The organism is Nocardiopsis akebiae (assembly GCF_018316795.1).
Taxonomy (GTDB): domain Bacteria; phylum Actinomycetota; class Actinomycetes; order Streptosporangiales; family Streptosporangiaceae; genus Nocardiopsis; species Nocardiopsis dassonvillei.
In genome coordinates this window covers 5,748,371-5,768,207 of sequence record NZ_CP074132.1, presented here as the reverse complement: position 1 = coordinate 5,768,207, position 19,837 = coordinate 5,748,371, and the positions used below count along the sequence as shown (strand labels likewise).

The window sequence follows — 19,837 nt, the reverse complement described above, 5'->3', positions numbered from 1 at the left end:
GGATACACAGTCTGGCGCCCGGGCCGACGGGCCCGGGCGCCGCACCTTGGGCCCTGTCAGACCTCGGGCTCGAACCAGACCGCGCCGAGCGGGGGCAATGCGACCTCCGCCGAGAACGGCTGCCCGTCCCAGGGCACGGGCTCGGCGTCCACGCGGGCGGGCGCCGGGTGGTCCGACCCGCCGAAGCGCGCCTCGTCGGTGTTGAGCACCGCGTTCCAGCGGCCCCCGGAGGGCAGGCCCATCCGCCGCCCGGTACGGGGCACCGGCGAGAAGTTCACCGCGCAGGCGAGCACCGAGCCGTCGTCGCCGTGGCGCAGGTAAGACAGCGTGTTCCCCTCGCGGTCACCGCCGTCCAGCCAGGTGAAGCCCGCCGGTTCGGTGTCCCGCGACCACAGCGCGGCCCGCGGCCGGTAGGCCTCGTTGAGCGTCCGCACCAGGCGCTGCACCCCCGCGTGGTGCTCGAACTGGAGCAGCCACCACGGCACGCCCTCCCGGTGCGACCACTCGTCGCCCTGGGCGATCTCCCCGCCCATGAACAGCAGCTGCTTACCCGGGTGGGACCACATGAACGCCAGGAGCGCGCGCAGGGTCGCCGACCGCTGCCACTCGTCGCCGGGCGGCTTGTTGAACAGCGACTGCTTGCCGTGCACCACCTCGTCGTGCGACAGCGGCAGCACGTAGTTCTCGCTGTAGGCGTAGACCATCGAGAACGTGACGTCGTCGTGGTGGTACTGGCGGTGGACCGGCTCCTTCTTGACGTACTCCAGGGTGTCGTGCATCCACCCCATGTTCCACTTGAACCCGAAGCCGAGCCCGCCGTGGTCCACGGGCGTGGTCACGCCCGTGTAGGCGGTGGACTCCTCCGCGATCATCGCCACGTGCGGGTTGCGCCGGTAGACGGTGGTGTTGAGCTCCTTGAGGAAGTCGATCGCCTCCAGGTTCTCCCTGCCGCCGAACACGTTCGGCTCCCAGGCCCCGGAGCCGCGCGAGTAGTCCAGGTAGATCATCGAGGCCACCGCGTCCACCCGCAGGCCGTCGACGTGGAACTCCTCCAACCAGTACAGGGCGTTGGCCACGAGGAAGTTGCGCACCTCGGTCCGCCCGTAGTTGAAGATCAGCGTCCCCCAGTCCGGGTGCTCGCTCCGGCGGGGGTCGGGGTGCTCGTACAGCGCGCTCCCGTCGAAGCGGGCCAGCGCCCACTCGTCCTTCGGGAAGTGCGCGGGCACCCAGTCCAGCAGCACGCCGACGCCCGCGCGGTGCAGGGCGTCCACCAGGTGGCGGAACTCGTCCGGGGTGCCGAACCGGGGCGTGGGCGCGTAGTACGAGGTCACCTGGTATCCCCAGGAGCCGTCGTAGGGGTGGCCCGCCACGGGCAGGAACTCCACGTGCGTGAACCCCATGTCGGTCACGTACGCGACGAGCTCCTCGGCCAGTTCGGCGTAGCCCAGTCCGGGCCGCCATGAGCCCAGGTGCACCTCGTACACGCTCATCGGCGCCCGGTGCTGCTCCACGCCCTTGCGCTCGGCCATCCACTCCTGGTCGGACCACACGTGCGTGGACGAGGTGACCACGGAGGCGGTCGCGGGCGGCATCTGCGTGCACCGCGCCATGGGGTCGGCCTTGTCGCGCCAGTGCCCGTCGGCGCCCAGGACCTGGAACTTGTACAGGCCGCCCTCGCCGATCCCGGGCACGAACAGCTCCCACACGCCGCTGGAGCCCAGGCTCCGCATCGGGTGCCCGACGCCGCTCCAGTGGTTGAAGTCGCCGATCATCCGCACGCCCCGCGCGTCCGGCGCCCACACCGCGAACCGGGTGCCGGCCACCTCGCCCATCGCGGTGTCCTCGACCCGCACGTGCGCTCCGAGGGCGTTCCACAGCTCCTCGTGGCGGCCCTCGCCGATCAGGTGCAGGTCCAGCTCGCCCAGGGTCGGCGCGAACCGGTACGGGTCGGCGGCCACGTGCTCGGCGCCGTCCTCGTAGCGGGCGCTGATCCGGTAGTCGGGCCCGGAGCCGAGCCTGCTCCGGGACACCTTCGCGGAGAACACCCCCCGGTGCAGGTGGTCCAGGCGCAGCCGCGATCCGTCGGCCAGGACGGCGTGCACCTCCACCGCGCCCGGCCGCAGGGCCCGCACGACGGTGCCCCGGCCCTCGGCGTGCACACCCAGCAGCGCGTGCGGGTCGTGGTGGTGGCCGTCCACCAGCCGGTCCAGGGCGGCGACCAGTTCGGGGTCGGGCCCCTTGCGCCGGGAGGCGGCCGGGGTCCTGGTCGCCGCGGCCCTCCCGTCGGTGGAGGCCCGGCCCTTCGAGGCGGCCGGGGTCCTCTTCGCGGCCGGGGCCCTCTCAGCGGCCTTCGCCGTCGCGGCCTTCTCGCCCGCCTTGGCCGCTCCGGCCCCCGCGGGCTCCACGGCGGCGGGTTCCACCACGGCCGCCGTCTCGGCGACCGACACCTCCTCCACGACCGGGATGCTCTCCACGGCCTTCTTCTTCGGGCTCTTCCCGTTCGTCGCAGTCTTGGCTGTGTTGGCACGCGGACGTTGTTCGCTGCGCGGCGAGGTCAATGCGGGCTCCGTGGTACTCGTGCGGACGGATCGGGGGGCGTGGTGGTCGAAGCGGCGGCCGCCCCGCTCGGGGGAGGCCGTGCTCTTCGGGGCTCCGCTTCGCTCCGCCCCGTGCTCGGGCGCCTCAAGGGCGCGAACCGCCGGCGCCCGGGCCCGCCCCCTCCGGGGGCCAAGCGAACTTTCACCGGACACCGCCTATCCGGGCACGGGAGGCGCGGCGGCGGTGGCGATGGAATCCAGCGGGACCCGCAGCCAGTTCGGCCGGTTCCGGGCCTCGTACAGCACCTCGTACACGGCCTTGTCGAACTCGAAGGCCCGCAGGACCGCCAGGTGCTTCTCCGGGTCGGCCCCGCCGCCGTCGGCGTAGCCCCGGCAGAACGCCTCCCGGTTGTGCCGGGCCCAGGAGCGGGCCGCCCACTCCAGACCGGGGTCGCCCGGGTGTCCGATCAGCAGGTACCCGGCCGCGTAGTCGAAGGAACGGAGCATCCCCGCCACGTCCCGCAGCGGGCTGGACAGTCGCTGGCGGTCGCGCACCGGCATGGTGGGCTCGCCCTCGAAGTCCAGCAGCACCCATCCGGACCCGGTCCGGACCGCCTGCCCCAGGTGGTAGTCGCCGTGGATGCGCTGTATCGGCAGCGGCTCGTCCACCTCGGAGAAGTCGGCGTAGGCCTCCATCACCCGGGGCGCGTGCTCGGCCAGCTCCGGCACCTCGGCGCTGGCCATCGCCAGGCGCTCGACCATGGCGTCGGCCATCTCGGCCGCGCCCGTCGGGGTGAGCACGTCCGTGGGCAGGGTCCGGGCCAGCGACCGGTGCACCTCGGCGGTGGTGCGGCCCAGCCGGGCCGCCTCCCCGGTGAACGCGGACTCGCGCCCGTCTCCCGGCCCCTCCAGCAGGGCGCGCACGTTGGCGGTGGCGAGCACCCACCCGTCCGTGGCGTGCGGGATGTAGGTCTGGAGCATGGCCAGCGTCGTGGGCGTGGAGTGCCCGACCAGGTCGGCCTCGATCCACCCGCACGGCCGGGCCACGTACGGGGTCCCCGACAGGGCCATGTTCAGCTCCAGGTCCGGGTTGGGCCCGGGCCAGAGCCTGCGGAAGGTCTTGAGGACGTAGTCCTCGCCGAAGACCAGCGACGTGTTGGACTGCTCGCCGGTGAGCAGCCGCCCGGCCGAACCGGTGCGGATGCTGTCGCCCGGCAGGCTGCGGAAGCGCACCTTTCCGGAGGGCTCGGCCCCGGTGGGGGCGGCGAACCGCTCCAGGAGCATCCGGGTCAGCTCCTCGTCGTGGGCGGCGTCGTAGACCACCCTGGGTCTGCCGCCCGCCACCTGGCACACGCCGATGGCCACGCGCGCCAGGTCCGGCGGCAGGGATCGCGGCGGCCGCGAGCCCAGCAGCACCTGGTAGCGGGAGCTGCGGCCCCGCTGCCCGGCCTGGAGGACCAGGACGCTCAGGTCCGGGCCCTCGGGGCCCGACGTCACCAGCGTGTGCCTGCTCTCGACCCGGATCTGGCGGATGGGGATCCCCTTGCCGGAGAACCAGCGCTGTCTCGGTAGCCAGACGGCCAGGAGTTCTTCGAGTTGGGACATGTCAGAGCGACCCGTTTCCCTTCTCGCCCCCACCCCGGCCCGTGCGCTCCGCGGCCGGGCCCGAGGGGCCCGAGGCGCGCACCGCGCTCCCGTGGGAGGGGGCGTGCGCGCCGTCGCCGAACGCGGGGGAGAACCCGGACGGGATGCTGGACGTCGTGCTCACTGGGTGGTCCGGTGCGTGCGTCCGGGCCGCGGCCGCCGACACCGGCGAGGTCTCGAAGGTGGCGTGCAACCGGGCCCCGGCCCCGGGCAGTCCGTAGGACGGCATGCCGTCCCGGCTCGTGCCCGCGGACTCCCGGTCGGCGGTGGCGGGCAGCTGGAACCAGTAGAAGCCGTGCCCGGGCAGGGTGAGCAGGTAGGGCAGCTCCCCGATCTCGGGGAAGCGCACACCGCCCACGCACTCCACCGGGGCGACCCCGGCGTAGCGCCCCAGGTCCAGCTCCACGGGCTGCGGGTACCGCGACAGGTTGTTGACGCAGAGCATCCGGTCGTCGCCGTGCTCGCGGATGAAGGCCAGCACGCTCGGGTTGGTGGCGTTGAGCTCGGTGAAGGCGCCGGTGCCGAACACGGGGTGGCGCTTGCGGATCTGGATCATGCGGCGCGTCCAGTGCAGCAGCGAGCCGGGGTTGTCGCGCTGGGACTCCACGTTGAGCGCCTGGTACCCGTAGACCGGGTCCATGATCAGCGGCAGGTACAGGCGGGCCGGGTCGCCCTTGGAGAACCCGGCGTTGCGGTCCGAGCTCCACTGCATGGGCGTGCGCACGGCGTCGCGGTCGCCCAGCCAGATGTTGTCGCCCATGCCGATCTCGTCGCCGTAGTACAGGACGGGCGAGCCCGGCAGGGACAGCAGCAGGGCCGTGAACAGCTCGATCTGGTTGCGGTCGTTGTCCAGCAGGGGCGCGAGACGCCTGCGGATCCCCACGTTGGCGCGCATGCGGGGTTCCTTGGCGTACTCGGAGTACATGTAGTCGCGCTCCTCGTCGGTGACCATCTCCAGGGTCAGCTCGTCGTGGTTGCGCAGGAAGATCGCCCACTGGCAGTTGCGGGGGATCGGCGGCGTCTGGGCGAGGATCTCCGAGATCGGGAAGCGCTGCTCCTGCCTGACCGCCATGAACATGCGCGGCATCAGCGGGAAGTGGAAGTTCATGTGGCACTCGTCGCCGCCGGACTCGAAGTCGCCGAAGTAGTCGACGACGTCGGACGGCCACTGGTTGGCCTCGCTCAGCAGCACGCGGTCGGGGTAGAGCCGGTCCACCTCGGCGCGCACGCGCTTGAGGAACTCGTGCGTCTCCTTGAGGTTCTCGCAGTTGGTGCCCTCGCGCTCGTACAGGTAGGGCACGGCGTCCAGGCGGAACCCGTCGATGCCCAGGTCCAGCCAGTAGCGCAGGACCTCCAGGATCGCCTCCTGGACGGCCGGGTTCTCGAAGTTGAGGTCGGGCTGGTGGGAGAAGAACCGGTGCCAGTAGTACTGGCCGCGGACCTCGTCGTAGGTCCAGTTGGACGTCTCGGTGTCGACGAAGATGATGCGGGCCTCGTCGTAGCGGTCGTCGGTGTCCGACCACACGTAGAAGTCCCCGTAGGGCCCGTCCGGGTCCTCGCGGGAGGCCTTGAACCACGGGTGCTGGTCGCTGGTGTGGTTCATGACCAGGTCGGTGATGACCCGGATCCCGCGCCGGTGCGACTCGTCCAGGAGTTCCACGAAGTCGGCGGTGCGGCCGAACTCCGGGAGGATCTTGAAGTAGTCGGAGATGTCGTAGCCGCCGTCGCGCAGGGGCGACTCGTACATCGGAAGCAGCCACACGCAGTCGATGCCCAGCCACTGGAGGTAGTCCAGCTTCTGCACCAGACCGGCGAGGTCGCCGGTGCCGTCGCCGTTGGAGTCGAAGAAGCCCCGGGCGAGCACCTCGTAGAAGACGGCGTGTTTGTACCAGTGGGGATCACTGGTGCCGCCGGAGGACATCAGCGGGCCGGTGGCGGCCCCGGTGGCCGGGGCGAGCGGACCGTGTTCGGCGTGACCGCGTCCGCCGGGGCCGGGCTCGTCTTTGCTCATCTAATGCTCCCCACCAAGAATGTTCGACGTCGGTTCAACAGGCGTTTCGGACACGGCGGGGCTCCGGCGGAGCAGCGGCTCCGCCGGGCCCGTGCGCTGGTTCCGGGGCCGCTATCTGCCGCTGACGGTGAACACGTGCGCGGGACCGGCCGCGGGGTCGAGTCGGACGTAGTTGTCCGCACCCCAGGTGTAGGAACGGCCGGTCAGCTCGTCGGTCACCCTGAGCTCCTCCTCCCTTGTGAGGCCGATGGACGGCAGATCCAGGTGCACCGTCGCCTCGCGTGCGCGGTGCGGGTCGAGGTTGACGACTGCGATCACGGCGTCGTCGGGGTCCTTGGGGCCGGTGCCGGGCCGGTGCTTGGAGAAGCAGACGATCTCGGGGCGGTCCACGTGGTGGAAGCGCAGGTTGCGCAGCTCCCGCAGGGCCGGGTGCTCCCGGCGCAGCCGGTTGAGCAGCGTGAGGAGGCCGGCGAGGGTCTCGCCGGAGGCCTCGGCCGCGGCCCAGTCGCGGGGGCGGTACTGGTACTTCTCCGAGTCGAGGTACTCCTCGCTGCCCGGTCCGGCGGGGGTGTTCTCGCACAGCTCGAAGCCTGAGTAGACGCCCCAGGTGGGGGAGAGCAGGGCCGCCAGCACGGCGCGGACGGCGAACGCGGGCCGACCGCCGTGCTGGAGGTAGGCGTGCAGGATGTCCGGGGTGTTGGCGAAGAAGTTGGGCCGCAGGTAGTGGGCGCTCTCCCGGCTCAGCTCGGTGAGGTAGTCGGTCAGTTCGTCCTTGCCGTTGCGCCAGGTGAAGTAGGTGTAGGACTGGTGGAAGCCGACCTTGGCCAGTGTGCGCATCATGGCGGGGCGGGTGAAGGCCTCGGCGAGGAAGAGCACGTCGGGGTGCCTGTGGGCGACGTCGGCGAGCAGCTTCTGCCAGAACGCGACCGGCTTGGTGTGCGGGTTGTCGACGCGGAAGATCCGCACGCCGTGGGCGATCCAGTGCTCGACCACCCGCAGGACCTCCGCGTACAGGCCCTTGAAGTCGCGGTCGAAGTTGAGCGGGTAGATGTCCTGGTACTTCTTGGGCGGGTTCTCGGCGTAGGCGATGGAGCCGTCGGCCCGGGCGGTGAACCACTCGGGGTGCTCGGTGACCCAGGGGTGGTCGGGGGAGCACTGCAGGGCCAGGTCCAGGGCGATCTCCATGCCGTGCTCGCGTGCCTCGGCGACGAAGGCGTCGAAGTCGGCGAGGGTGCCCAGGTCGGGGTGGACCGCGTCGTGGCCGCCGTCGGCCGACCCGATGGCCCACACCGAACCGGGGTCGCCGGGGCCGGCGGTCAGGGCGTTGTTGGCGCCCTTGCGGTGGGTGGTGCCGACCGGGTGGATCGGCGGGAGGTAGACCACGTCGAAGCCCATGTCGGCGATGGCGGGCAGGCGCTTGGCCGCGGTGGCGAGGGTGCCCGAGAGCTCCTGGCCCGGCGCGGTGTCGACCTGGGCGCCCTCCGAGCGCGGGAAGAACTCGTACCAGGAGCCGAACAGCGCGCGCTCGCGGTGGACGACGACGCTGGTGCGCCTGGACCTGGTGACCAGCTCGCGCAGGGGAGCGCGCTCCATCTCGGCCAGGACCTCGGGGGTGAGCGCCGTTTCGAAGCGCTCCACCGGGGTCGTCGAGGTGTCGCGCAGCGCCTTGGCGGCGGCGTTCAGGAAGGGGCGGCGCGGGACCCGTCGACCGGCGCGGGCGAGCAGGCGGGCGCCCTCCTCCAGAACGAGCTCGGTGTCCTGGCCCAGCGGGAGCTTGACCCCCGCGACGTGGCGCCAGGTGGCGAAGGGGTCGGTCCACGACTCGACGGCGAAGGACCACGTTCCCTCCGCGGGGAGGCTGACGCAGGCCTCGTAGCGGTCGGTGCCGGGGGCGTGCTCGCGCATGGGGACGAGCTGTTCGCGGCGTCCCTCGGGGGAGTAGACGACGACGCCCGCGGCGAGGGAGTCGTGGCCCTCGCGGATCACCGTCGCTCCCACGGTGAAGCGTTCGCCGGGAACGGCTTTCACCGGTCCGAGGTCGTTCTCTGGAGAGATATCGAGGATGGGCAGGCGTCCGATCACTGGCTACACCGTAATTGTCGTGGTTCGACGTTGCGGAACCGTGCTGTTTTTCGGCAGGCGGAAATAACCGGAAGTTAATCCAGGGCAAGACGGAGTTCACGGAGCATCCGGAACAGAAACTGTCCGGATTAAGGCTTCGGTGCCCTCCGCTGTCTATCGTCTGCCCTCTTGTGGTGTTTGGCGGAGTGCCAGGGCCGGATAATTTCTGTGATCCTCATCACAGTGGGTGTGTGTACTAAGAGCAGGTGTTTGTCGGGTTTCTGCTGAGTAAACCTCTCAATTCGGTCATAAGGGCGCAGTGGATTCAGGTGCCTCTGTGGTTGTTTTCCGATGCATTCTGTGGAAATGACGGAAAACTGATCGGTCATGTTGGACGGTGTGCTGCGGTGGGTAGGGATGACCGAATGCACGCGCGAGCTGTATGGCCGTATTCCGGACATCCGTGCGTGACCGGATAGTCGCCTAAGGAACTTTTGTCCCGGATTCGGGCGCCCGTGGCCCGATCGCTCTCCTCCGTGTCCGAGCCCCCGGTGCCGGTTGTGTGACGCGCTTGTTTCATGGTGATTGACGAAATATGTTCGCTATGTGGTGCTTTGCTTGTTATTGAGGAAGTTTTTCGCTGACGCGCCCGTCAACCCGGTCCGCCCTTTACGTCCGCCCTGAGAGCGTGGTCGGCGGAGTTGCCTGCCCGCGCGTCCCGCGGGCGGGGCGGCACACGGACGTAGGGGGCGACGTGACGGAGTCCAACCAGCGTCCGCCGCGCGGGCGGCGGCACGAGGCCCCGCGCCGGAACCGGCGCGGGGCCCTCTCCCGCGCGGTAGCGGCCGCCGCGGGCCCGCGTGTCCGGCGGTGGGCCGAGGTCCTGCGCCGAAAGGTGTCGGAACCGGGCCCGACGGGGGACCGCCGGGAGACGGTCCAGCGCCTGGCCGGAACCAGCGCGGTCGCCGGTCTGCTCACGGCTGCGCTGGTCATGCCCTGGGCCGGCGGTCTCGGGCTGGCGGCCAAGGACTCCGCCGCGGCCTTCATGGCCCTGCCCAGCGACCTGGCCGTGCCGCGCCCGTCCGAGCGCGTGCTGCTGACCGACGTCGAAGGGGAACCGATCGCCGAGGTCGCCGAGCGCGAGCGCGACGTGGTGCCGCTGGACGAGATCAGCCCCTGGGTTCCCGCCGCCCTCATGGCGATCGAGGACGACCGCTTCTACGAGCACGCCGGGCTGGACCTGCGCGGCACGCTGCGCGCGGCCGTCCGTACCGCACTGGGCAACACCCAGGGCGGGTCCACCATCACCCAGCAGTACGTGAAGAACCTCCTCATGGAACAGGCCGACACCGAGGAGGAGCTGGCGAGCGCCAACGCGCGCACCCTGACCCGCAAGGTGCTGGAGTTGCGCTACGCCATCGAGCTGGAGGAGAAGCTCACCAAGGACGAGATCATGGAGGGCTACCTCAACCTCGCCTACTTCGGCCAGAACGCGTACGGCATCGAGGTCGCCGCCGAGCGCTACTTCTCCGTCCCGGCTTCCGAGCTCGACCCCGCGCAGGCCGCCACGATCGTGGCGCTGGTGCGCGCGCCCTCGTACTACGACCCGCTCACCAACCCGGAGGCCTCCGTCGAGCGCCGCAACCTGGTGCTGGACCGGATGGTCGCCACCGGACACCTGGAGGGCGCGGAGGCGGAGGAGTACAAGGGCCGGGGCCTGGAGGTCGACGAGACCCCGCGCGCGGGCAGCTGCTTCAGCAGCGAGCAGCCCTTCTTCTGCGACTACGTCATGCGGTGGCTGGGCGGCTCCGACGCGCTCGCCGGGACCCAGGAGGAGCGCGACGGGATGCTGGAGCGGGGCGGCATCACCGTGCGCACCACCCTGGACTTGGACATGCAGGAGGCCGCCGAGCAGGCGATCGAGCGCTACGTCCCCGCGGGTGACTCCCACAAGTTCGCCGCCGAGGTCCTCGTGGAGCCCGGTACCGGCCGGGTGCGGGTGATGGCCCAGAACATGCGCTACGGCTTCGACGACGAGCCGGGCACCACCTCGATCAACCTGTCCGTGGACCACGAGGACGGCGGGTCGCTGGGCTACCAGGCGGGTTCGACGTTCAAGCCGTTCACCCTCGCCGCAGCCCTGGACGCCGGGCTCAAGTACGACACCAGCTTCTCCTCGCCCAAGTCCACGACGGTGAGCGGCCTGGAGAACTGCGAGGGCGGCAGGATGGCGCCCTGGGACGTGGGCAACGCCGGGGAGAGCGACGGCGGCGAGCACAACATGATCAGCGGGACGAAGGGTTCGGTGAACACCTACTTCGCCCAGCTCCAGGAACGCGTCGGCCTGTGCGAGACGGCGGAGATGGCCCAGAGCCTGGGCGTCCACCGCGCGGACGGCGAGGACCTGCAGGTGTGGAGCTCCTTCACCCTGGGCGACCAGGAGGTCTCCCCGCTAACCATGGCCAGCGCCTACGCCGTCTTCGCCTCCCGGGGCACCTACTGCGAGCCGGTCCCCGTGGCCTCGGTCCTCGTCGAGGGCGAGGACGGCGAGGAGATCGAGGTGGGCACCGAGTGCGAGGAGGGCGCGCTGGACACCGAGGTCGCCGACGGCGTCAACCACCTGCTCCAGCAGACCTTCGAGGGCGGTACCGCCAACGGCCTGGAGATCGGACGCCCGGTGGCGGGCAAGACCGGCACCACCGACAGCGCGGCCTACGCGTGGTTCGCGGGCTACACCCCGAACCTGGCCGGGACCGTGGTGGTCGGCGACATCCGGGGCGGGGAGCAGCACACCCTCCAGGGCGTGACCATCGGGGACCGCTACTACGGCATCGTCTACGGGGCCACGCTGCCCGGACCGATCTGGCAGGCCACCATGCGCGAGGCCGTGGCGGGCCTGCCGGAGGAGGAGTTCGCCCCCTCGCCGAAGGTCTACGGCAAGGCCTCGGACAAGCCGTCGGGCGGCGGTGGCGACGGCGACGACGGCGACACCGGTGGAGGCGGCGGTGCCGGTGACGGCGGCCTCGCGGCCGGTGACGGCGGGGGTGACGGCGGGGGCGACGGCGGCTCGACCGGCGGTGGCGGCACCGGCGGGGGCGGAGGTTCGACCGGCGGTGGCGGTGGGGAATCGACCGGCGGTGGTGGCGGTACCGGAGGCGGCGAGGGCTCGACCGGAGGCGGCGGCGCCGGCGGTGGAGGCGGGAACACCGGAGGCGGCGGCACCGGCGGGGACGGAGGTTCGACCGGCGGTGGCGGCGGCACCGGCGGTGGAGGCGGGAACACCGGAGGCGGTGGAGGCGACGGCGGTGGCGGCGGTACCGGCGGCGGCGAGTCGCCGGGCGGGGGCGGCGGCGCGCCCTGGAACGGCACGCCCCCGCAGCCGCAGGTGCCCGAGGGCGGTGCCGGTCCCGGGGACTGAGGCCCCGACGTGCGCTGACGGGACCCGGGAACACTGCGGCGTTCCCCCGTGTTCGTATTGATGAAACCGACAGGGGAGCGCGCGAGCGCTGAGAGTGCGGCACCAGGCCGCAGACCCTTACACACCTGATCTGGGTCATGCCAGCGAAGGAAGTCGTAGGAACCGTCACCGGTGGCGGGCTCCCGCGCACCGGGGACGTCCCGGCGCGCGGAACGCGTCCCGGCGCCGCTCTCGGCCGCACGGGCCCCTCGCATCCCCCGGCGAAGGGACACCGCATGAAGAGGAACACCACCATCCCCCAGGGCACCGGCTTCCGGCGCGACGTCCTCGACCGGCTGCGTAGCTGGCGCACCGTCGACATCGTCGTGGCCGCCGTCATCGGCGTCGCGGTCGGCGTGGTCTTCTGGCTCTGGAACATCGTCTGGTCGGTCACGACCCCCCTGTTCGTCGGCTTCCCGCCCGCACAGGCCGTCGTCTACGGCATGTGGCTGATCTCCGGCGTGCTGGGCGGCCTGATCATCCGCAAGCCCGGCGCGGCCCTGCTCACCGCCATCGCCGCCGCCTCGGTGTCGGCGCTCCTGGGCACCCAGTGGGGGATCATGGTCATCCTCGACGGCGCCCTCCAGGGCATCCTGCCCGAGCTCGTCTTCCTCGCCTTCGGCTACCGCCGCTGGGGCATGGGCGTGGCCGTCCTCGCGGCGGCGGTCGCGGGCGTCTCCCCGGCCATCCGCGACAACCTCGCCTACAACGTGACCTGGCCGCTGTCCTACCAGATCACCTACGGCGTCATCGTGGTGGTCAGCGCCGCCCTCATCGCGGGCGTGGGCGCCCGCCTGCTCACCACCGCCCTGGCCCGCTCCGGGGCGCTGGCCCCCTTCCCGTCCGCGAGGGGCTGACCGTGGCCTCCGCGAACGGGCGCCGGACGGCGGCCGGGGGCCCCGGCGCGCGCGTGGAGCTCTCCGGCTGGGGCTGGCGGCACTCGGGCCGCGAGTCCCACGCGCTGCGCGGCGTGGACCTGGTGATCGAGCCGGGTGAGCGCGTGCTGCTGCTGGGCGCCTCCGGCGCGGGCAAGTCAACCCTGCTGCACTCGCTGGCCGGTCTGACCGGCGAGGACGCCGCCATCAGCGGTGACCACGAGGGCACCCTGCTCCTGGACGGCGAGCCCGCCGACCGGAGCCGTGGCTCGGTCGGCCTGGTCAGCCAGGACCCCGAGACGCAGCTGGTGATGGCGCGCGCGGGCGACGACGTCGCCTTCGGCCCGGAGAACCTGGGCGTGGCCCCCGACCTCATCTGGCCCCGCGTCCACGAGGCGCTGGAGGCCGTGGGCTTCCCGTACGGACCGCGCCATCCCACCGGCGCGCTGTCGGGCGGTGAGAAGCAGCGCCTGGTGATCGCCGGGGCCCTGGCGATGCGCCCCCGACTGCTGCTGCTGGACGAGCCCACCGCCAACCTCGACCCGGCCGGGGCCGCGCTGGTGCGGGGCGTGCTGGCCCGCCTGCTCGCCGAGACCGAGGCGACCCTGGTGCTGGTCGAGCACCGGGTGGCCGACGTCGTGGACCTGGTGGACCGGGTCGTGGTCGTGGCGCCCGGCGGCGGGGTCGTCGCCGACGGGCCGCCGGCGACCGTGTTCGCCGAGCACGGTCGCTCGCTGGCAGCGCAGGGCGTGTGGGTTCCCGGGTACGAGCCCGCGCCCGCCGTTGAGCCCGCGCCGGGCGGTGAGCCCCTGCTGGAGGCCGTGGGCGTCACGGCGCGTACCCCGAGCCAGCTCGGCGTGCGCGCGGCGCCGCGGCGCACGGTGTTCGAGGGGGTGGACGCCACCGTCCGAGCCGGGACCGCGACCGCCCTGACCGGCCCCAACGGCGCGGGCAAGTCCACGCTGCTGACCCTGCTCGCCGGACTGTCCAGGCCCCACCGGGGAGCGGTGCTGCCGCGCGGGCCGCTGGCCGGGGCCGACCCGCGCCCGCTCGTGCGCTGGCCCGCCCGCAGGCTGGCCCGGCACGTGGGTACGGTCTTCCAGCACGCCGAGGACCAGTTCGTCACCGCCACCGTACGCGACGAGCTGCGCTTCGCCCCGCTGCGCGCCGGTACGGGCGAGGCCGAGACCGAGGCCTGGGTGGGCGAGCTGATGGAGCGCCTGCGCCTGTCCGCGCTGGCCGACGTGCACCCCTACACGCTCTCGGGCGGTGAGAAGCGGCGACTGTCGGTGGCCACGGCGCTCAGCTCGGGCCCCGCGCACGCACCCGACGCGCTCGTCCTGGACGAGCCCACCTTCGGCCAGGACACCCGGACCTGGACCGAACTCGTGGAGCTGCTCGCCACCCTGCGGTCCGCGGGCCGCGCGGTGGTCATGGCCACCCACGACGACCTGTTGCTGCGACGCCTGGCCGACGCGCGGGTGCGCGTGGCCGGGGGCCGAGCCGTCCACGAGACCGCCGCACCCGACGCGGGCGCCGGGGCGGAGCGGCCCGGGCCCGCGGTGCGCGCGGCGGCGGGAAGGGGGAGCCGTGGCTGACCGGAGGCTTCCGGACGCACCCGTGTACGGGGACCGTGTCCCGGACGGGGTCGGGGAACGGGACGGGGCAGGCGCCCCGGCGGGGGACGCGCTCACCCTGGAGGCTCCCGCGGACGGCGGGGCGCGCTTCTGGCTGGTCGGGCTCAACCCGGCGGCCAAACTGCTCGCCGCCCTGCTGCTGGGCGTGGGCCTGGTCCCGGCCGTGGACGCCGTCACCGGCGGTGCGGTGCTGGCGGGCGTCCTGCTGCTCCTGCCGTTCAGCGGGATCGACCGGCGCACCCTGCTCGTCCTGGGCGGACCCTTCCTGCTCATGGGGCTCTCCAGCGGGCTGGTCAACTACCTGTACGGGGAGCACGGCGCGGAGGGTGCCCTGGGCGCCGCGGTGCGCCTGCTGGCCATCGCCCTGCCCGGGCTGCTCGCAGCCGTGAGCAGCGACCCCACGGAGACCGCCGACGGCCTGGTACAGCGGCTGCGGGTCCCCGAGCGGCCCGCCATGGGCGTGCTGGCGGCGCTGCGGCTCGTCCCGCTGCTCGCCGACCAGTGGCGCACGATCACGCTGGCGCGGAGGGCGCGCGGGCTGGAGGCCGGGCGCAACCCGGTCAGGGCGGTCGCGCTGTTCTTCGGCCGCCTGTTCGCCCTGCTGGTGCGCTCCATCCGCACCGGGACGCTGCTGGCCGCGGCGATGGACGCGCGCGCCTTCGGAACCGGGCCGCGCACCCGCGCCCGGGAGAGCCGCTGGCGGACCGCGGACACGCTGCTGCTGGCGGGTGCCGCCCTGCTCCTCGCGGCGGCCTACACCCTGTCCGCCCGGCTGGGCACCCTGGTGCTGCTCTTCTCCTGAACCGGGTGGTAAGCAGTTCGGAGACAGTGACGTCCGAGTAGTGAGGGGCAGCAGACCGTGGGCGAGTTCGTGCGTGTGGAGACCGATCCGGACCATCCGGCCGTGGCCGTGATCCGGCTGGACAGGCCGAAGGTGAACGCGCTCAACGCCGCGCTCACCGCGCAGATCGCCGAGGCCGCGGCCCGGGTCGCCAAGGACCCGGACGTGCGCGCCGTGGTCGTCTACGGCGGCGAGCGGGTGTTCGTCGCGGGCGCCGACATCAAGGAGATGGCCGACCTCACCGCCGCGCAGATGCTGGGCTACGCACGCGACCTCCAGAGCGCCCTGAACCTGGTGGCCCGCATCCCCAAGCCGGTCGTGGCGGCGGTCACCGGGTACGCGCTCGGCGGCGGCCTGGAACTGGCACTGGCCGCGGACTTCCGGGTGGCGGGGGCCGGGGCCAGGCTGGGCGTGCCCGAGATCCAGCTCGGCGTCGTCCCCGGCGCGGGCGGGACCCAGCGCCTGCCCCGCCTGATCGGCGCCTCCAGGGCCAAGGAGATGATCTTCAGCGGTCGCCACGTGAAGGCGGACGAGGCCCGGGAGATCGGCCTGGTGGACCAGGTCGTCCCGGACGAGGAGGTCTACCGGGCCGCCGTGGCGCTGGTCGCCCGGTACGCCCAGGGCCCGGCCGTCGCGCTGGCCGCGGCCAAGGAGGCGGTGGACCGGGGTCTGGAGACGGACCTGGACACCGGTCTGGAGATCGAGCGCCTGCACTTCGCGGGCCTGTTCTCGACCGAGGACCAGAAGGACGGTATGCGCAGTTTCGTCGAGCAGGGCCCCGGCAAGGCCGTTTTCCGGGGGCGCTGAGGCGGCGCCGCAGGGACGCCGGACCGGGTTGGTCCGAGCCGACCGGGCGCCGGAACAGCAGGTCGGGGCGGCGGCGCCCGGTGCCGTGCCGTCCGCCCCGCCGCCGTTTCGGTGGATCCGAGAACTTTTCACCCCGCTCGTTGGATCGAACGGTGTCACGGGGGGTTCGGCCGAACGTCCGGATCCGGCCAGTCCGGACGGGAGGGAGGGAACCGCCCACGCCAGTTTTCCGTCATACTCGTGAGGGTCGCCCCCGGACGGACGCGCCGCCTGAACCCGGGACGCCCGGCGGTGCGGAAGCGACCACACGGGCCCGAGACCGGGACGAACAAGCCAATGGTGACCCATCCCCCGGCCGCTAAGCTGGACGCGGTGGTATGTGGTCTTTTGAGGGGATGAGTTCTCGATGGCAATGTCGGCAGGTTTCCCCATGGGTGAGGAGCTGCCGGAGCGCATCGGCCACTACGTCATCCGCCGCCGCATCGGGCAGGGCGGCATGGGCGTGGTGTACCAGGCCGAGGATCCCCGGACCGAGCAGTTCGTCGCGGTGAAGGTCCTCAAGCCGGAGGTCGCGGGCGACCACATCGCCCGGGCCCGCCTCGCCCGCGAGGTCGAGACCATGCGCCGAGTGCACAGCCCCAACGTGGCCGAGGTCATCGAAGCCGACACCCAGGCCGAGCTGCCGTGGGTGGTCACCGAGCACATCCCCGGCCCGACCCTGGACGCCACGGTCACCAACCACGGCCCGCTGCGCGGCCGCGCGCTCACACGCTTCGTCACCGGCATGGCCCGCGCGATCCGGGACATCCACGCGGTGGACGTGATCCACCGCGACCTCAAGCCCGGCAACGTGATCATCTCCAACGGCGAGCCGATCGTCATCGACTTCGGCATCGCGCACGCGGTGGACGGCGCCAAGCTGACCCAGACCGGCACGTTCGTGGGCACGCCCAGCTACCTGTCCCCGGAGGTCATCGAGGGCACCGACCTGGGCCCGGCCACCGACATCCACGCCTGGGGCGGCACCGTCGCCTTCGCCTCCACCGGGCGCCCGCCCTACGGCGCGGGCACCTTCGAGGTCATCTTCTTCCGCATCCTCAACGGCGAGATCGACATGGACGGGATGCACGAGGCGCTGCGGCCGCTGGTCAACCGCGCCGTCTCCCGTGACATGCGCAGCCGCCCCACGGCGGAGGAACTGCTTGAGGAGGCCAGCCGCCTCAACCTCGACCTGCCCTGGACCGAGGACGCGGGAGGCCGTCCCACCGGGCTGACCGGCAGCCACACCGTGTACCACCCGACCACGGCCGGGGGCACCGGGGAGGAGCCGGGCAGCGGCGGCCCGGGCGGCGGCGGCCCGGGCGGCGCCGCCGCGGCGGGCGCGGCCGGTGCCGCGCTCGGCGGCGCGGCGGGCTACCTGGCCGGTCGCGCGGCCCGGAACGACCAGGGCTGGGGCCCCTCGCACACCGGCGGCCCCGCCTCCAGCGCCTGGTCCCCGTCCGGGGACCCCGCGCGCCCGGCCTCCGCGGCGCACTCCGGCGGCCTGGTCGACGACCCCGCGTCCACCGACGACCTCTCGGGCGCGGCCAACGGCCGCCGCACCGGCGACCCGGAGTCCACCGACGACCTCTCCGGCGCGCGGCGCGGCTGGGACGACCAGGACGACGGGCTCCCGGGCACCGAGCGCATCGCCCCGCGCGACGCCGACGACCCGGACGACCCCCAGGGGACCATGCGGATCAGCCCGGTCCGCGACGAACCGGACGACGCGCTGGGCACGCGGCGCATCCAGCCCGACGAGTTCTCCCGCGAGGACCCGCAGGGCACGATGATGATGGACCCGGTGGACCGGGACGGGTACGCCCGGCGCCCCGTCGACGAGTACGAGGACGAGGGCCGCCAGGCGCCGCACACGCAGTTCTTCAACACCCCGCTGCACAAGGGCGACTTCGCCGACATCCTCACGCCGGTGGACGACGGCCGGGGCAGCAACCAGACGCAGGAGTTCGACGGGGACGAGTACGAGGAGCGGCGCGGCGGCCTGCTGGGCCGGTTCCGGCGCGGCAGCAGCGACCGGGTGAGCGACTACTTCCCGGACGACTCCGACGAGGAGGGCGAGGAGTACGAGGAGCGGTCGTGGCGGATGCACCCGCTGACGATCCTGCCCATGCTGGTCTCCGTGGCCGGTGTGTCCCTGCTCTTCCCCTGGTTCGGGCTGATCCTGGGCGTCGTGATCATCGCCGCGCTGGGCGCCCTGGACGTGGTCAAGGCCGAGCACGCCCGCCGCCTCCAGACGCGCGGCCCGCGCAACTCCGACAACATGGTGGTGGCGCTCAGCTTCCCGTGGGCCTTCGGGCGCATGGCGCTGCGCACGCTCGGCTTCGGGCTGGTCTACCTGCTGGCGGGCATCCTGGTCGGCATGATCTACGCGCGGATCGCGGACGTGCCGGGTCAGGGCGCCAACTACACCGGCGCCTTCGCGATCTTCGTGATGCTCCTGCTCAGCTACGTCATGCCGAGCGGGCGCGAGGCGCGGCACCAGGCGGTGTGGCTGGTGCGCCGGGTCCACTACCGCAACCTGTACGTCTACGTCGGCGTGTGCATCGGCCTCGTGCTGCTGACCATGCTCATCCTGTCGTTCGGCCTGTCGGCGGCCCCGGACTGGGTGCCGATCGGCGGTCCCTCGGACTGGTTCGACGGACAGTGATCCCCGCTCGGCGGGCCGTACGGCCCGCCGGGCACCGCGAAGGCCCCGGGCTCCGGCCCGGGGCCTTCGGCGTTCCCGCCGGGCGGGAGGACTCCGACCTGTTACCGGTGGTGTGACCGGTTCCGGCGGGATCGGCGGCGACTAGGGTGGGAGCGGGAGGCGGGCACCCGCGACCGGTGTCCGGCGCAGGCGGTCCGACCGGGGTCGGAGCACCTGCGGCACAGCGGTGGTTAGGGTTGCCTCAGTCACACCGGGGGCCAGGGGTTGGCCTCCAAGCTACTAGCCAGTAACATCTGGGCTATGAGCACATCGCGGGACCTGTCTGAACGTGAAGGCGGCCCCGCCGTCGGATGACCGAACGGCATTCGGCATTGTTGGCAGTAGGGGGCGCGCCAGCGTCCGGCCGCCGCACGGCGGATCATGGAGTGCAGGGAGGTCGGCCACCGGCCATGAATATTGTCGTTTTGGTCAAGCAGGTCCCGGACACGGCGACCGAGCGGAAGCTCAACCCCGAGGACAACACGCTCGATCGCGCTGCGTCCGACGGTGTCATCAACGAGCTGTGCGAGTACGCCATCGAGGAGGCGCTCCAGCTCAGGGAGAAGCACGGCGGCGAGGTCACCGTCCTGACGATGGGACCGGACCAGGCCACGGACTCCATCCGCAAGGCCCTGTCGATGGGCGCGGACAAGGCCGTCTTCGTCAACGACGACGCCCTCCACGGCTCGGACTCGCTCCAGACCGCCTACGCCCTCGCGCAGGCCCTGGGCACCATCGAGTTCGACGTGGTCGTCCTGGGCTCGGAGTCCACCGACGCCCGCACCGGCGTGGTCGGGGCCGCGCTCGCCGAGTACCTCGGGCTGCCGCAGCTCACGTTCGCCCGCAAGGTCGACATCGACGGCAGCACCATCAGGATCCAGCGCCAGACCGACTACGGCTACGACCTCGTCGAGGCCCAGCTCCCTGCGGTCGTCTCCGTGGTCGAGAAGATCAACGAGCCGCGCTACCCGTCCTTCAAGCTCATCATGCAGGCGAAGAAGAAGCCGGTGGACAAGAAGTCCGCCGCCGACGCGGGCATCGACACGGCCAGGGTGGGCCTGGCCAACGCCACCACCGAGACCGTCGACTTCGACGCCGCGCCGCCGCGCGCCGCGGGCACGGTGGTCAAGGACGAGGGCGACGGCGCCGCGAAGATCGCCGAGTTCCTCGTCGAGAAGAAGTTCGTCTAGGTCGAACGAGAGACTCAGGGAAGGTTCAAGG

General features: G+C 72.3%; 11 protein-coding genes and 1 riboswitch. Of the genes, 7 read left to right on the top strand and 4 right to left on the bottom strand.

The annotated features are described in order from the left end of the window. Nucleotides 1-56 precede the first annotated feature (56 nt). The 4 genes from glgB to KGD83_RS24585 all read right to left on the bottom strand — a co-directional run bounded on the left by glgB (nt 57) and on the right by KGD83_RS24585 (nt 8,274). Complete coding sequence (glgB, locus tag KGD83_RS24600) at nt 57-2,222, bottom strand: 1,4-alpha-glucan branching protein GlgB (protein ID WP_394358125.1); 2,166 nt, start codon at nt 2,220-2,222, stop codon at nt 57-59. Between the two features lie 531 nt (nt 2,223-2,753). Then, entirely contained in the window at nt 2,754-4,142 is a 1,389-nt protein-coding gene (locus KGD83_RS24595; protein ID WP_212641378.1) for a maltokinase N-terminal cap-like domain-containing protein, read from the bottom strand. A 1-nt stretch (nt 4,143) separates the two neighbouring features. Beyond that, nucleotides 4,144-6,192, bottom strand: a complete 2,049-nt coding sequence (treS, locus tag KGD83_RS24590) for a maltose alpha-D-glucosyltransferase (protein ID WP_212641377.1) — start codon at nt 6,190-6,192, stop codon at nt 4,144-4,146. A gap of 111 nt (nt 6,193-6,303) precedes the next feature. Beyond that, a complete protein-coding gene (locus KGD83_RS24585) occupies nt 6,304-8,274 on the bottom strand; it encodes an alpha-1,4-glucan--maltose-1-phosphate maltosyltransferase (RefSeq protein ID WP_212641376.1) in 1,971 nt (656 codons plus the stop codon). Nucleotides 8,275-9,007: 733 nt separating this feature from the next. Here KGD83_RS24585 and KGD83_RS24580 point away from each other — a divergent pair. The 7 genes from KGD83_RS24580 (at nt 9,008) to KGD83_RS24550 (ending at nt 19,806) form a co-directional block, all read left to right on the top strand. Further along, nucleotides 9,008-11,671, top strand: a complete 2,664-nt coding sequence (locus KGD83_RS24580; protein ID WP_212641375.1) for a transglycosylase domain-containing protein — start codon at nt 9,008-9,010, stop codon at nt 11,669-11,671. A 61-nt stretch (nt 11,672-11,732) separates the two neighbouring features. Beyond that, nucleotides 11,733-11,840, top strand: a riboswitch (TPP riboswitch). 106 nt (nt 11,841-11,946) lie between these two features. Continuing rightward, nucleotides 11,947-12,567 carry an ECF transporter S component gene (locus KGD83_RS24575; RefSeq protein WP_212641374.1) on the top strand — a complete coding sequence of 207 codons (621 nt, stop codon included), beginning with the start codon at nt 11,947-11,949 and terminating at the stop codon, nt 12,565-12,567. Between the two features lie 2 nt (nt 12,568-12,569). Continuing rightward, nucleotides 12,570-14,183, top strand: coding sequence for an ABC transporter ATP-binding protein (locus KGD83_RS24570; RefSeq protein WP_212641373.1), 1,614 nt, complete (start codon nt 12,570-12,572; stop codon nt 14,181-14,183). A 22-nt stretch (nt 14,184-14,205) separates the two neighbouring features. Beyond that, nucleotides 14,206-15,024, top strand: a complete 819-nt coding sequence (locus KGD83_RS24565; RefSeq protein WP_212644595.1) for an energy-coupling factor transporter transmembrane component T family protein — start codon at nt 14,206-14,208, stop codon at nt 15,022-15,024. 57 nt (nt 15,025-15,081) lie between these two features. Further along, the gene (locus KGD83_RS24560; protein ID WP_212641372.1) at nt 15,082-15,870 is read left to right on the top strand and encodes an enoyl-CoA hydratase/isomerase family protein; all 789 of its coding nucleotides are present in this window, start codon (nt 15,082-15,084) and stop codon (nt 15,868-15,870) included. 406 nt (nt 15,871-16,276) lie between these two features. Next, nucleotides 16,277-18,577 carry a protein kinase domain-containing protein gene (locus tag KGD83_RS24555; protein ID WP_249352019.1) on the top strand — a complete coding sequence of 767 codons (2,301 nt, stop codon included), beginning with the start codon at nt 16,277-16,279 and terminating at the stop codon, nt 18,575-18,577. 449 nt (nt 18,578-19,026) lie between these two features. Next, the gene (locus KGD83_RS24550) at nt 19,027-19,806 is read left to right on the top strand and encodes an electron transfer flavoprotein subunit beta/FixA family protein (protein WP_047870008.1); all 780 of its coding nucleotides are present in this window, start codon (nt 19,027-19,029) and stop codon (nt 19,804-19,806) included. The last annotated feature ends 31 nt before the right edge of the window (nt 19,807-19,837 follow it).